The sequence below is a fragment of the Minwuia sp. IMCC3009 genome (genome assembly GCF_029909415.1).
In the GTDB taxonomy this organism is placed as follows: Bacteria; Pseudomonadota; Alphaproteobacteria; order Minwuiales; family Minwuiaceae; genus Minwuia.
This window is the reverse complement of sequence record NZ_CP123781.1, coordinates 1,176,440-1,189,461: the sequence shown is the minus strand read 5'-3', so window position 1 is coordinate 1,189,461 and position 13,022 is coordinate 1,176,440. Positions and strand designations below refer to the sequence as shown.

General features: G+C 57.6%; 13 protein-coding genes. 5 read left to right on the top strand and 8 right to left on the bottom strand.

Going from position 1 to position 13,022, the window contains the following annotated elements:
• Nucleotides 1-75: 75 nt before the first annotated feature.
• The 6 genes from QGV55_RS05610 to QGV55_RS05585 all read right to left on the bottom strand — a co-directional run bounded on the left by QGV55_RS05610 (nt 76) and on the right by QGV55_RS05585 (nt 6,181).
• The gene (locus QGV55_RS05610; RefSeq protein WP_281017840.1) at nt 76-753 is read right to left on the bottom strand and encodes a dimethylsulfonioproprionate lyase family protein; all 678 of its coding nucleotides are present in this window, start codon (nt 751-753) and stop codon (nt 76-78) included.
• A 108-nt stretch (nt 754-861) separates the two neighbouring features.
• Nucleotides 862-2,370 (bottom strand): AAA family ATPase, encoded by a 1,509-nt coding sequence (locus QGV55_RS05605; protein WP_281017841.1) that lies wholly within the window; start codon nt 2,368-2,370, stop codon nt 862-864.
• Entirely contained in the window at nt 2,357-3,364 is a 1,008-nt protein-coding gene (locus QGV55_RS05600; protein ID WP_281017842.1) for a zinc-dependent alcohol dehydrogenase family protein, read from the bottom strand. Before QGV55_RS05600 ends, QGV55_RS05605 begins: the two co-directional genes overlap by 14 nt.
• 133 nt (nt 3,365-3,497) lie before the next feature.
• Entirely contained in the window at nt 3,498-4,133 is a 636-nt protein-coding gene (locus tag QGV55_RS05595; protein ID WP_281017843.1) for a glutathione S-transferase family protein, read from the bottom strand.
• 399 nt (nt 4,134-4,532) lie between these two features.
• A complete protein-coding gene (locus tag QGV55_RS05590) occupies nt 4,533-5,747 on the bottom strand; it encodes a hypothetical protein (protein WP_281017844.1) in 1,215 nt (404 codons plus the stop codon).
• Nucleotides 5,748-5,797: 50 nt separating this feature from the next.
• Entirely contained in the window at nt 5,798-6,181 is a 384-nt protein-coding gene (locus QGV55_RS05585; RefSeq protein WP_281017845.1) for a hypothetical protein, read from the bottom strand.
• A 416-nt stretch (nt 6,182-6,597) separates the two neighbouring features.
• Here QGV55_RS05585 and QGV55_RS05580 point away from each other — a divergent pair, with 416 nt between their 5' ends.
• From QGV55_RS05580 to QGV55_RS05560, 5 genes are all read left to right on the top strand, one after another.
• Entirely contained in the window at nt 6,598-7,830 is a 1,233-nt protein-coding gene (locus QGV55_RS05580; RefSeq protein WP_348638810.1) for a site-specific integrase, read from the top strand.
• 120 nt (nt 7,831-7,950) lie between these two features.
• Nucleotides 7,951-8,715, top strand: a complete 765-nt coding sequence (locus QGV55_RS05575; RefSeq protein ID WP_281023721.1) for a hypothetical protein — start codon at nt 7,951-7,953, stop codon at nt 8,713-8,715.
• An 81-nt stretch (nt 8,716-8,796) separates the two neighbouring features.
• A complete protein-coding gene (locus QGV55_RS05570; RefSeq protein ID WP_281023720.1) occupies nt 8,797-9,120 on the top strand; it encodes a helix-turn-helix domain-containing protein in 324 nt (107 codons plus the stop codon).
• A 154-nt stretch (nt 9,121-9,274) separates the two neighbouring features.
• The gene (locus tag QGV55_RS05565) at nt 9,275-10,228 is read left to right on the top strand and encodes a toprim domain-containing protein (RefSeq protein ID WP_281023719.1); all 954 of its coding nucleotides are present in this window, start codon (nt 9,275-9,277) and stop codon (nt 10,226-10,228) included.
• Nucleotides 10,210-11,355 carry a helicase RepA family protein gene (locus tag QGV55_RS05560; RefSeq protein ID WP_281023718.1) on the top strand — a complete coding sequence of 382 codons (1,146 nt, stop codon included), beginning with the start codon at nt 10,210-10,212 and terminating at the stop codon, nt 11,353-11,355. The genes QGV55_RS05565 and QGV55_RS05560 overlap by 19 nt, the downstream gene beginning before the upstream one ends.
• A gap of 114 nt (nt 11,356-11,469) precedes the next feature.
• On the opposite strand, the gene QGV55_RS05555 is transcribed toward QGV55_RS05560, so the two are convergent.
• A protein-coding gene (locus QGV55_RS05555) for an IS630 family transposase (protein ID WP_281023717.1) occupies nt 11,470-12,415 on the bottom strand; the annotation gives its coding sequence in 2 pieces (ribosomal slippage) (nt 11,470-12,076 and nt 12,075-12,415; 948 coding nt in all).
• A gap of 168 nt (nt 12,416-12,583) precedes the next feature.
• Nucleotides 12,584-12,967: a hypothetical protein gene (locus tag QGV55_RS05550; RefSeq protein WP_281023716.1), complete on the bottom strand. Its 384-nt coding sequence runs from the start codon at nt 12,965-12,967 to the stop codon at nt 12,584-12,586.
• Nucleotides 12,968-13,022 lie beyond the last annotated feature (55 nt).

Genomic DNA, 13,022 nt, shown 5'->3' with positions numbered 1-13,022 from the left:
AAATGATCGAGGAATCCCGGAACATGGCGTCCTCCGTGACGTGTTTCCGACCCGACGGACGGGCCGGAATGGCTTTCAGGACCGCCGGAAAGACATCACCTGCCCGGCCAGCTTTTCGGTCGGCCCATGCCAGGCGTAGGCCAGCAAGGCCGGCTCATGATCCGCGACGGTGATCCGGTGACGATGGTCCGGCGGGTTGTATATCAGCGACCCCGGCGAATAGACGCCCTGGTGATTCTCGCTGACCGAGCCTGAAAGACAGACATAGCTTTCGGTGATGCCGTCATGGGCATGCGCCGGATAGGTACAGCCGGGCGCGAACAGCACCAGGCCGAGAATGACCTGCTCCGTGATGACCGGACCGGACGGTCCCGTGATCTCCGCATAGGCGTACTTCTGCGACAGCCCCCTCGGCATGCGGCCATAGCCATACTGCCAGCTCAGTTCATCCTGCACGGCCATGATCGCCCGGATGCAGGACGCATGGCGTTCCGCCAGCCCCTCGTCCAGGGCCCGCCGCATGTGACTGACGACCGGCTTGCGCTCCGGCAGCGGAAAGGTCATCGGCGCATTCGCCTGTATCACCTTGTTGATCGCCTCCCGCACCGTGCGCTGATGCGTCCGGATCTTCGAACTGCCGCCCGCGGACAGGAACCGGTAGAGCTCATAGTACTCACGCAGCAGATAGACCCAGTCAGGCCGCTGCGTGAGGCGGATGGTCTCTTCGGTATTGGCTGAAGTCTCGGAAGTCATGGTTCAACAATCCGCAGGAATTCGATCCCGGACACTTAAGTCACGAACGCATGTGTTCCCATCGAAAAATGCGCCCCCCTGACGAATGCCGGAATCCGGGACCCGGCATCAGGCGGGGAGCCCGAGCACTGCCAGCGCCGCCTCCAGGGTGGCGGAACTGTCACGGTCGGACCGTAGCGTCTGCCAGCCCTCGACTTCACCGATCTTCGGCTGTCGCCGCATGACCTGCTGGTCGGCATCGGATGCATCCGTGCCCCGCCCGGCGATCCGCTCGGCCAGGGTCTCCTCCGCCCCGACAAGCCAGAAGCCGTGGAACGCCGCCCCCCCGTCGCGTGCAATGGATTGTGCGATGGCACGCTGTTCAGGCTTCAGCATCGTCGCGTCGACAATGACACTCGCGCCTGCGCCCAGCGCCCGCCCGGCGTCGTCCGCCAGCCTGCGATAGACTGCAGCCGTGATCTCCGGGCGATAGGCATCCGCCCCCAGCGTCTCGTCGGGGCGGCAGACGAGCATGCGCTTGCGGATCTCGTCCGTGCGCAGGATGACCACATCCGGTGCGTGAGCGATCCGGGGTGCCAGCGCCTGGGCAAGTGTCGACTTGCCGGTGCCGGAACGGCCCCCGATTGCGATGACCTGCGGGGGCCGAGGCGCCGCCAGCAGATCCTCGGCGAGTGCCAGATATTCTGCCGCAGCGGTCTGCCCGGCAGGCGAAAGCACGCCGACCAGGGCCCGCACAGCCGCGCGCACCGAAAGGAACAGCCGCAACGCGGGCATGTCCGCATAGTCCCGCGTCGCCACAAGATATCGGCTGAGGAAGACAATCGCCGGTTCATCCTCCCCACGATGGCGCAGGTCCATCAGCGCGAAGGCCGCGTCATAGAGCACATCGACGTGACTGAACCGCGGCTCGAACTCGATGGCGTCGAACAGCACCACCTCGCCCCGGAAGCGACAGGCATTGTTGAGGTGCAGGTCACCGTGACCGTGGCGCACGGCACCCCGACGGGCCCGTGCCGCCAGCCTGGTTGCCAGCGCCCCGGCAACCGGAAGTACCTTCGCCCGCCAGCGCCCGAAAGCGGCACGGAGCCCGTCCGGCACGGCATGGTCGAGATTGGTGATCAGATCATCGAGCGTCATCGCAAAGGCGTCCCGACCTGATTGCGGGCGCACGACCTCGGCGGTCAGATGCAGGCCCGCCACGGCGTCGGCGAATTCCCGGACGGTCTGAAGATCCAGCCTGTGTTCCGCCGCCATCCGGTCCAGCAGGTCCGCCTGTTCGAAGCGGTGCATCCGGACAAGATACTCGACCGGCGCAGTCGGCGGACCGAGCCAGAGTTGCCCGTCCCGCTCATTGACGGCCACGACATCGAGATACATCGCCCGTGCTGTCCGGGCATTCACCACCAGTTCGGCCTCGCAGGCCGCCTTGCGCTGCGCCAGGGTGCTGAAGTCCACGAAGTCGAGACTGACAGCCTTCTTCATCTTCCAGGCATAATCGCCGGCCAGGAAGATGTGCGAGATATGCGTCTCGATATGCTCGACGGGTCTACCGCCGTGCGTATCCGCCCGCATCATGAAGGCGACGGTCGCAGCCTGGTCCGTTTCAGGTGTGTTCATGGCGCGCCTGCCCGCACATCAGAACGGCTGCCCCGGAAATCTGTCCTTCCCTGAGTGCCGACAGAGCCGTGTTCGCGTCCTCCAGCGGATATCGCGTCACCTCGGTGCGGATGCCGGCCTCCGCCACGGTCCCGAAGAAGTCCGTCGCGTCGGCACGGGTCAGATTGGCCACGGAGCGGATCACGCGCTCGCCCCAGAGATCCTGATAGGGAAAGCCGGGAATGTCGGACATGTGGATGCCACCACAGACGACGGTTCCCCCTTTCGCCACGGCCCGCAGGGCGACAGGCACAAGCGCGCCGACAGGGGCGAAGATGATCGCGGCGTCCAGTGGCTCCGCCGGTATCTCGTCCGATCCGCCCGCCCAGACGGCGCCGAGCCGCCGGGCCAGACCCTGGGCATCGGAATCGCCGGGCCGCGTGAAGGCGAAGACCTCGCGTCCCTGCCAGCGCGCCACCTGGGCGACAATATGGGCCGCGGCACCGAACCCGTAGAGCCCGAGCCGCCGGGCCTCCCCGGTCATGCCCAGCGACCGGTGCCCGATCAGCCCGGCACACAGAAGAGGCGCGAGATGGGCGGGGTCGGCATCATCAGGCAGTTTCACCACGAAGCGGGCATCGGCAAGGCATTGTTCGGCGAACCCGCCGTTGCGCGTGTAGCCGGTGAAGACGGGCGTATCGCAGAGGTTCTCCGCACCCTTCAGGCAATAGCGGCAATGCCCGCAGGTGCCGCCAAGCCAGGGCACCCCGACCCGCTGGCCAACCGTCAGCCCCTGGACAGCCGCGCCCATTGCCGCGACACGACCGACGATCTCGTGGCCCGGCACCAGCGGCAGCTTTGCCTCGGTCAGATCGCCATCGACGATATGCAGGTCGGTCCGGCAGACGGCGCAGGCTTCCACATCCAGCAGCACATCGTCAGGACCGGGAACCGGTGTCGGCATCTCCGCCAGCCGCAACGCCTGTTCGGGCGCATCCAGCACCATCGCCTTCATGCCTGCACCTCCATTATGGAACCCGGCTCGATCAGCTCAGGTCATGAAAGGTGCCTGCATCTTGCCACTGATCAGGTCAGGGCACAGTGAGGACAATCGCCACACCGCCCTCCGCATCCGGCCTCAGAAGCACCTACGCCGGGGGCGTCGCCTCCGGCCCCGCGATCTGCATGGCCTTCTGGTACGCGGGCCGGGCACTGATCCGCTGGAAATAGGCATTGGTGTTCGGCAGATCCGCCAGGGTCCGGCCACCGGAGGCAAGGATGTTGCCGAAGTTGTAGACGACCATCATGTCCGCGCAGGTGAATTCGTCACCTGCCAGATAATCGTGCTTCGCCAGCGTCTGCTCCAGATAGTCGTAATAGCCTGACCAGCGGCGGTGCAGCAGTTCCTTCACGATCGGCGTCGATTCGCCCGTCGGGTTGGCTCCCATGGCAAGCTGCGCGAAATACAGGCCCAGGGCATTGTTGTTGAACTGCATCCAGTAGAGGTAGTCGAAATAGTTCGGCTGGTCGGGGTTCACGGTGAACCGGCCCCCGGCATGCGTGCGGCAGACATATTCCAGCACCACCGCCGATTCCGTCAGCACGCGACCGTCATCCTCGATCACCGGCGCGGTCGCCGCCGGATGCAGGTTGAAGTACGCGTCCGGCATCAGCCGGTTCGCCTTCCGGTGATGCCACTTCAGGTCATAGGGAAGACCGAGTTCCTCCATCAGCCAGACCACGCGGTCGGACTGCGATACGCCAAGATGATGAATGGTGATCAACTGATTTTCCCCAAATGCCTGCCAGGTTCAGCCCCGATGATAGCCGAACGGGCACCAACTGAAAGGGATGAACCCTGTTGGGTTCGAACCAACGAACTACGGAGTAGAAGCAGCCAAGTAAGCAGCACTCCCAACAAAATTCCTGCAATACCAGAAACTGCAGATATGAAAGCGGTCGAAACGGGGAACTGCCAACGCCAATCCTTCGCCAGATCCAAGGCCCTGGAGTGCAGTTCAACGGCTGTTTGGATGAGAGACGCCACCTCCCCTTGTGACAATGGTCTCACCCCGCGGGAGTATCATCAACGGTCAACAGAGAACCAAACCTGAACTGTGCAAACCTTGAATCGCGGATTCAAAGGGGAGCAGGTCAGGGACCGTTCATTTCGTCGATCTGGCCTACTTGTGAGCGAAAAACAGTCCCATAGGTGACTTCTTAAGTTCGACGTGAGCATCTCTCAGACTACGGAACCGTTCGGGTAGTTCTCTCAACTTGGGTGCATCGACCACTTGATTGATTGCAAATGCTGCAACCCCGAAGGTCGGTGTACCAGTTGCAATTGCCGCAAGCTCAATTGTCCCCGAAACGAGCCAAGAACCGAGATCGTTTCCCGCGAAATTCATATTCTTCTGACGAAGTTCTCTGATTCTTTCTTTATGCCTCTCAAAAGCGTCTTGCACGTTATCAACGATCTTATCACTGGGCCTGAAAAAAGAATCCGGTCTGGTCGCAGCAATTTCACTGACACCTTGTGACAACATCTCACGGATTTCGTCAAAAGCGCCCTGCTGGCGCATCTCTATGAGTGCCGCTGGCGGAATGTTGCCAAGCCATTGCATATCCGTTTCCGCAACACGTTGCAGCCCTCTCACCATATGTAAATTCGCCTCCGCGCTTTCGGTCAATGCCGAATTATACTCCAACTTCCAGCTAAAGTACTTCCAAGATGTGGCCGCATCAATCAAAGGCGTGCCCATAAGATAGCGAATCTTGAGCAATATGTCAGTCGACTGCATCATTCTTCCCATGCATTGCGAAGCAACCAAGCCGCCAGAATTAGTGCCAACAGGCAACAATTCAGCATTATACTTAATCGAACGACGAATTTGCTGCTCCAATGGCTCTGTCCAATCGATATCAAAAAGCAACCGATCTCTATCAACAAGCTCTTTCACGACGCTTTCCGGCGTGTCCAAACTATTTGCAAATTCAAAAAATTCTTCAACTGAATTAAATTTACGACCAAAAAGATATTCCGCGTGGATCAAGGCATCTTTCTCCGCCAACCCTTTTAAGAATTTCACCTCTTCTTCATCTACTGAAGACCTAAATGGTGTGATGATAACTATCGGATTATCCAAATCGGCAAGAGCTAGGTCACGATACTGCATCAGGTTAATCGCGTGCTTTATTAAGTAATAAACTTGCCGTTCTGGAGTCGCGCGTTCAAAAATGTGGCGGGTATGCCAAAATGGGTCAGACAGAACAATTGTATCAACATACAAGCCCGTGCTGCTTGCAATATTGCGCTGGTAGGAGGGGAACAGATCACCGCCAAAAACCGCCTTAACCCCAGTCAATTCCTGAACATGATAATGTGAGGAATCGGTCAATGACGACCAAAATTCCTCTAGGCCCTCCAGCAATCTTGGAATCTGTGGGCTTATGTTGACAACAACACTCGGTTGTCCAGATACCATCTTCGCAAATGAATGTGCATCGTACTTTTTTGTCGAGCTTCTCTTAAAAATAATCCAAGATTTTCTTCAATACAACAAAAATATAAATGAGCAATCTCTTCCAAAGAAACTGCGTCTTTCGCATCTTGGCGATTCTTGACAACAGCTGCCATCATTGCCATTGAACGTACGCGACCATCGACGGTTGATAGATCGATTTTGCCGTCTGCGCGGTACCGCACTGCTCCCAAGCTTCGCTCAAAATCAGCAGCCAGATGCTCAGCGATGTGTATCTTGCCTTCCTCAAACTGCGTACGCAGCACCTCTAGCCGCCAACGCAGTTCTTCGTCGTAATCTTCTTCGGCCATGCATTTCCCTGCCTGAATGAAATTTGTTGTTCAGTATGCTCCGGTCCCCAAGTCTGGACCACCGGCATCTGGAATTCTATGGGGGTCAAAGCACTATCCGAACCGAGACAGCCTCAAGAAGCCTTTTGCGTTACACAAAAAAGGAAACTTTGAGGGCGGCCTTGAGCGCGAGTAAGATCAATAATTTGATAAATTATTGAAAAATATGGTGAGCCCTGTTGGGTTCGAACCAACGACCTACTGATTAAAAGCTCGTCTCAGAGCTTTTCCGCCCACTTTCGCCAAGCTACGCTGACCACACCAACTAACTGTTTTTATTTATTTTTTTCTGGACAACGACTGCGCTCACCTGTCACCGTCAACGCCTGAATTCGCCCCCTGCTGCTTCCGATATGCTTCCGAATTCGAGGGACATGATGGCCAGATTGACCAAGCGCTACATCGACAGCCTGCCCGCTCCGGACGGCGAACAATTGATCTTTGATGAACTGCTGCCGGGTTTCGGCTTGCGGCTCTACCCGACCGGGCGAAAGACGTTCCTGGTCCAGTATCGCTCAGGCGGGCGCACCCGCCGTGTCAGCCTGGGCCGGTTCGGGACTGTCACGCCCGACGAAGCCAGAGGGCGCGCCCGTGAATTGCTCGGGACCGTCGCGGCAGGAAACAACCCGTCAGAGGACCGACGACAGGAGCGGATGACTCCAACGGTCGCCAGCCTGTGCAGCCGGTTTCTGATTGAGCATGTCGAGCAGCACTGCAAGCCCATCACCATCCGCGAGTACCGCCGCACCATCGAGAAGCACATCAAGCCCGCCATCGGCGCGTTTCGATTGAGCGACATATCACGGGCTGACATATCGGACCTGCATCACCGGATGCGCGCCACGCCGTATCAGGCCAACCATGCGCTATCCGTCATGTCGAAGATGTTCAATCTGGCCGAGATTTGGGGCTTGAAGCCGGACGGCTCCAACCCCTGCCGCCATGTGAAGAAATATCGCGTCCACCAGAGGGAGCGGTTCCTCTCACCGGAAGAACTCAAGACGCTGGGCAAGGTGCTCAGCGATTGCGAAGCGAACGGCTCCGAATCTAAACCTGTCGTCTCCGCCTTCCGGCTATTGATCCTGACCGGATGCAGGCTGAACGAGATACGGATGCTCAAGTGGGAGTTCGTGAAACCGGGATATCTGGTGCTACCCGACAGCAAGACCGGACCACGCCGCATTCCCGTAACTCCGGAGATTGAGGCGGTACTTGCCGAAATCCCCGAGATTGAGGGCAACCCTTACATCATCACCGGCCTTATCGAAGGCCAACCCATCAACGACCTGCAAAAGCCATGGCGGCGTATCCGCGAACTCTCTGGGCTTGAGGACGTGCGCATTCACGATCTGCGGCACACTTACGCCTCGAACGCCGTCATGGGTGGCATGGATATCCTGATGGTGAGCAAGCTGCTTGGTCACACGCAGATACAGACCACGATGCGCTACGCCCACCTGGCAGACGATCCGGTCAAGGCAGCCGCCGCGAAGATCGCCAGCTCGCTAAGGCAGGCGATGGCTGCGCGTGCTTCAGAAGATGATCCGGCCCCAACGGATGAGGCCGAGGCATCAAACATCGTGCAGTTTCCAACGCGGACGGGAACCTAACCAGACACATGCATGTCGTTCCATTCGTGGTGGATTGCGCGCCGTGCTGATTGTGTTGTGCGATAATCTTTCTCGAATCCTTCGATACGCACACTGACCCGAAAAGACAGGAGTGATCCCTTGCCATCGGCTTGGACTTTCTATGAGGCTTGGGAGAAGGGAATATCTCTTGCGCAGCAACTTGACGATATCTGGGCGAAACTGCACCCGGCGCTTGCAAGCGCACCGCCTGAAAACAAGTCTTCAGCAGGTAACCCCAAATTGGGACAAGAGCTTCGAAATCAACGCGACGCCCGCGAGGAACAAATCAGCCGAAGCATCGATCATCTTTTTCAGATGGCGCAATCTGAGAAAGTTGTACTGCTAGGATATCGCGATCCAAAGCCGCGCGGTGATGGCCCAATCCGGATCGATTGCGAAGCGCTTCTTGAAGAATTTAATTGGAAATCCGGCCACTTGAATCTTGGAGGGCGAAAATTTAGCCATGTTCGTGTTGTTGATTTTTATGAATATTCTTCCGCAATGCTATTCGACCCTCACACATCTTGGGATCCCGATTCAGCATTCGCCCCCCCACCAGATCCAGCCCCGGAACCAAAGATAGAGTTTCGATTAGGCTCTCCGTTTATGATCCGAACCGGCGGAGCTGTTGCAAGACCACAGAAAACTGGGCGCCCCTCGGAGAGAGACAAAATCATCTCTGCGCTGGAACGACTGGATCGAGAAGGCCAAATCATTCTCTCTGACGGTCCAACCAAGAATAAATTTGACCTCGTTCGCGAAACCATCTGGGCGATGAACCCAAGCCTTGATGGCAAATTCACAGGTTTGGGCAACAGCACAATTAGCAAGACCTGGCGTCAATTGATCAGGGATAAAGGATAAAGTCGCAGAGGATTTATCCACCTCGGACTCCTACCTTCGTTGACCCATCTTCACCTCACATTCAAGACATGAGGTGAAGCCTTGACCGACAATCATTCCAACCAGACCAGCTTGCCTGAAGACGCCAATCGCCTGTTGCGAGAGACCGAAGCAGCCGACTTTCTTGGCTACTCGGTCCGCGCTCTTCAGAACTGGCGGCTGCGTGGCGGCGGCCCGCTGTTCGTGCGGGTTTCTTCTCGTTCCATTCGATACCGGTTCTGCGATCTCCTGGAATGGACAGAAGCCCGCCTGGTGGCGAGCACTTCCGACCAGCTCGATCCTGCTCCGACAACCGAGACCACCTCTGAAGGGCAATTTGAAGCCCGGCGGCGGCGCAGCTTCCTGCGGCGCTCTCAGAAGGACTGAGGCTTTGGTGTACTGGCCTCGCAACCCGCGCGAAACGCGGCCAACGTTTCGCGCTTTGCTGAAGCGGTTGATCATCGGCTCTCGGCATATTGGCGTGCCAGCCACGGTTATCACCTGGCTGCTTCAGACTTCCGGCCTGTCTGGTGCCTAGGCAATGTCACCAACACTGATCGACCTCCTGGCACAACACCGGCTGCCAACTCAGATCCCGCAACCGGGGCAGCGCTCGAACATCAACTGCCCCGAGTGTGGCCATCGCAATCGTTTCAGCCTGACAATCGATGCGGATGGCCGTGGTTTTGTTGGGCGCTGCAACCGCGTTAACAGTTGCGGCCACACGATCGGGGCCAGACAGCCCAATAGCTCGCGGCACACCGACAAGCCCATGCCGGTTGCACCGAAAGCCCCATCGGACACGGCTCGTGCATCACGCGCGCTCGCCATTTGGGACTCATGCAGTCAGCGCAACCTTCAGCCGCTCGAAGGCTATCTGTTGCGGCGTGGAATCCTGATTTCTGTGCCACAGACAATTCGCTGGCATTCAGAGCTGAGACACCCCACCGGTCAGACTGGCGGCGCTATGGTGGCCGCCATCCAGGACAGTCACGGACAGATCACGGCTGTTCAACGGACATGGATCGATGGCGAAGAGAAGGCGGACCTCATTCCCTGCAAGATGAGCTTGGGGCCGATTGGCGACGGGGCGGTGAGGCTCGCTCTGTCTGGCGATACCCTCGCCCTTGCCGAAGGCGTCGAAGACGCCCTGTCCCTGATTCAAATGTCTGGTGTCCCGACCTGGGCATGCCTGGGTGTGGCGCGAATGAAATCCGTCGCAATACCTGGAACAGTGAAGACCCTGATACTGGCCCCCGATGCTGATGATGCTGCAGCGAAGGCAGTTACAGAGGCCTATCAGCACTTCACGTCGCTTGGTCTCAAGGTGCTGCACCTGAGGCCACCGGCTGGGGCCGACTGGAACTCGCTATTGCCATGCTTTGAAGAGCGGGCGGCCATCCGGGAGTTTGAAGGCGGACTGTCACGCACCGACGCGGAGACATCTGCCTTTGCCGAAATTATTGGAGAGACAGCATGCAATTCCCAGCGGTGATGCCTGGCGCGGTCCCTCTTGAAAGGTTCGCCGTGTCCCCCATCGCCAAACACGCACCAGGAACTGAGGCATCGAAGGCAACGCTGGAGCTCATCGCCCTTTCGGATATCTCCGCGACGCTGGACGCCAACGACTTTGTCGAAGGGCTCCTGAGCCGTGGTGGGCTCTCGATACTCTATGGTGAGAGCAACTGCGGCAAATCGTTCTTCGCAACGGACCTGGCCCTGCACGTCGCTCTTGGTTGGCGATGGCGGGACCGCGAGGTTGAGAAAGGCGGCGTGCTCTATGTTGCGGCAGAAGGCGGATTTGGCGCAAAAAATCGCGTTGCAGCGTTCACCCAAAACCATGGGTTTTCCGACGCTGCACCCTTCTACCTGAGCCGCCAGCCTATCGACCTGTTGAACGATTCAACAGCTGCCAATGCGATCGTGGAAGCCACAAAAGCCATCTCGGCAGCCTCCAACATCCCTACCACGCTGATCGTTGTCGATACGCTCTCTCGCGTCCTGGCAGGCGGGAACGAAAATTCGCCCGACGATATGGGCGCCATCGTGAAGGCTGCAGACGAAATCCGAGCCGCAACAGGAGCCCACCTAATGTTCGTTCATCACTCCGGCAAGGAGGCGACAAAGGGGCCGCGTGGCCACAGCTTGCTGCGAGCGGCGGCAGATACGGAGATCCACCTGACCCGAGACAGCGCTCTGGACCTGTCCCGTGCCAAAGTCACCAAGCAGCGTGACCTGGAGACCACCGGTGAATTCGCTTTCGAACTGGTGACTGTTGAACTAGGCCAAAACGCAAGGGGCAAGCCGGTAACAAGCTGCGTCCTGGAGTGTCGGGAGAGCGCACCAAATGGCTCTAGCACTAGGCTCTCCAACCTTGAGTATCTGGCACTGCAAGAGCTGGATATTGCCCTCCTCGATCACGGGGAAGAACGTATCCCCGAGGAGGGAATGCCCGTCGTCCTTTCCACCGAACTGCGTCTTTGGAAAGACCGGCTCGAGCAAACTGAGATACTTGAAGAAGACGCGCCCGACCGAGCTCGCAAACGATGGGGACGTATGCGCCAAGGACTCCAAACCAAGGGTCATATCCGCATCTGGAACGACCAAGTCTGGAAAACGTGACGGCGTGACGTTTCCGGACATGTCACAGCTGTCACGCTCGGCCCGAGACTGTGACGGACAGGACATCCTCTACAGAGGATGTCCTGTCCGTCACAGGCCTAGAGCAAATTCAATCTACTCGGGTTCATATCTGGCTGCCTGAAAGTAGTTTCTGCACTCGTCGGGTGAGAAGGCCTTGATGCAGTTGGCGATGGTGTCCCAAAGCTCGTCGATGGTTCGTGCTGCAGCTTTCCGCAGCAGGGCCTTGAGTTTCGAGAAGGCCATCTCGATGGGGTTGAAGTCGGGGCTGTAGGGCGGCAGGAACAGCAGCCGTGCGCCCGCCGCCTCGATGGCCTGGCGGATACCGTTGACCTTGTGAGATGGAAGGTTGTCCATCACTACCACATCACCGAGCCGTAGTTCGGGTGCAAACACCTGTTCGGCATAGGCGCGGAAGGCATCGCCATTCATCGGGCCGTCCAGCAGCATCAGTGCCGCCATGCCGCCCAGCCGCAGACCGGCAGTGAAGGTGGTGGTCTTCCAGTGACCGTGGGGAACGGCGGCGCGGCATCGCTCGCCACGCGGGCTACGCCCCCGAAGCCGTGCCATCTTCGTCGAGGCGGCGGTCTCGTCGATGAAGATCAGCTTATCAGGCTCAAGATCGGGTTGGGCGTCGAACCAGGCCTCGCGACAGCTCAGGACATCGGGGCGCTGTTGTTCGGCGGCATGCGCCGTCTTTTTTGAATGTCACGCCACGCTTGTCGAGGAAGTACCAGATTGCCAATGGAACGACGTGAGTGTCGTGCTCCTCGGCAAGGCACTCACCGATCTCTGTCAGCGTGATGTCCGGTTGTTCGGAGACCAGAGCCAGAATGAACCCCTTATGCGGATCCAGCCGGGGGCGCGATGGTTGGTCCTGCTTGCGTGGCCTCGTCTCGCCGGTCTCCCGATAACGGCGATGCCATTTGATCGCCGTCGAGATACCCACCCTGAAGCGCCTCGCCGCCTCACGCGCCGAAACACCTTCTTCCACCGCCTCAATCACACGCCAACGCAGATCGACACCAAGGCTTCTGATCATCTCAACCTCCCACCGAATCACTGCAACCAGTGAATCAACAGGAAGCCATCAGGTGAACCGAAGGTCAGCTCTGCAAATACCCAATCCGACTCTGCGTTCAATGAATATACCCAAATTTGATCTCGCGTTCTCAAGATCAATTTCATCAAATACCTAGAAAATATTACCCTAAATGAAGCGGTAATTGTCTGGAATGATACAATAACCAACAATTTCAGGCTGAGGACTCAATTTGTAATCATGAATCATACTTACCTCTTCAACAATATTCTCAATAAAAAGATCTTTATATCGCACGACTATAATGCAACCCTCATTTTTTTTTAAAACACGCGCAGAACATGCATATCTAAGCGCAAGAGCACTACTTTTTGCAAATGAAATTGATTTCAATATAGAGTTTTCCGGAATAGCGAAACCACTTTTTCGTATATATGAAAAATTTTCAACGTTAGTTCCGTGAAAAAAAATACTCTTGTCCCGCTCAATACATTCCGGAAATACCTGAAAATCAGTATCTTCCGGCTCTTTAGGAAATATGTATTCTTTCAAAATCCCATCCCCATGTCTATATCAACTATTTTTCTCTATTTCTCCCCAAAATTAC

Coding starts and splice junctions, on each gene's coding strand:
- QGV55_RS05600 (WP_281017842.1), bottom strand. CDS start 3,364: ATGAAGGCGATGGTGCTGGATGCGCCCGAACAGGCGTTGCGGCTGGCG.
- QGV55_RS05565 (WP_281023719.1), top strand. CDS start 9,275: ATGTCACCAACACTGATCGACCTCCTGGCACAACACCGGCTGCCAACT.
- QGV55_RS05605 (WP_281017841.1), bottom strand. CDS start 2,370: ATGAACACACCTGAAACGGACCAGGCTGCGACCGTCGCCTTCATGATG.
- QGV55_RS05560 (WP_281023718.1), top strand. CDS start 10,210: ATGCAATTCCCAGCGGTGATGCCTGGCGCGGTCCCTCTTGAAAGGTTC.
- QGV55_RS05610 (WP_281017840.1), bottom strand. CDS start 753: ATGACTTCCGAGACTTCAGCCAATACCGAAGAGACCATCCGCCTCACG.
- QGV55_RS05585 (WP_281017845.1), bottom strand. CDS start 6,181: ATGGCCGAAGAAGATTACGACGAAGAACTGCGTTGGCGGCTAGAGGTG.
- QGV55_RS05580 (WP_348638810.1), top strand. CDS start 6,598: ATGGCCAGATTGACCAAGCGCTACATCGACAGCCTGCCCGCTCCGGAC.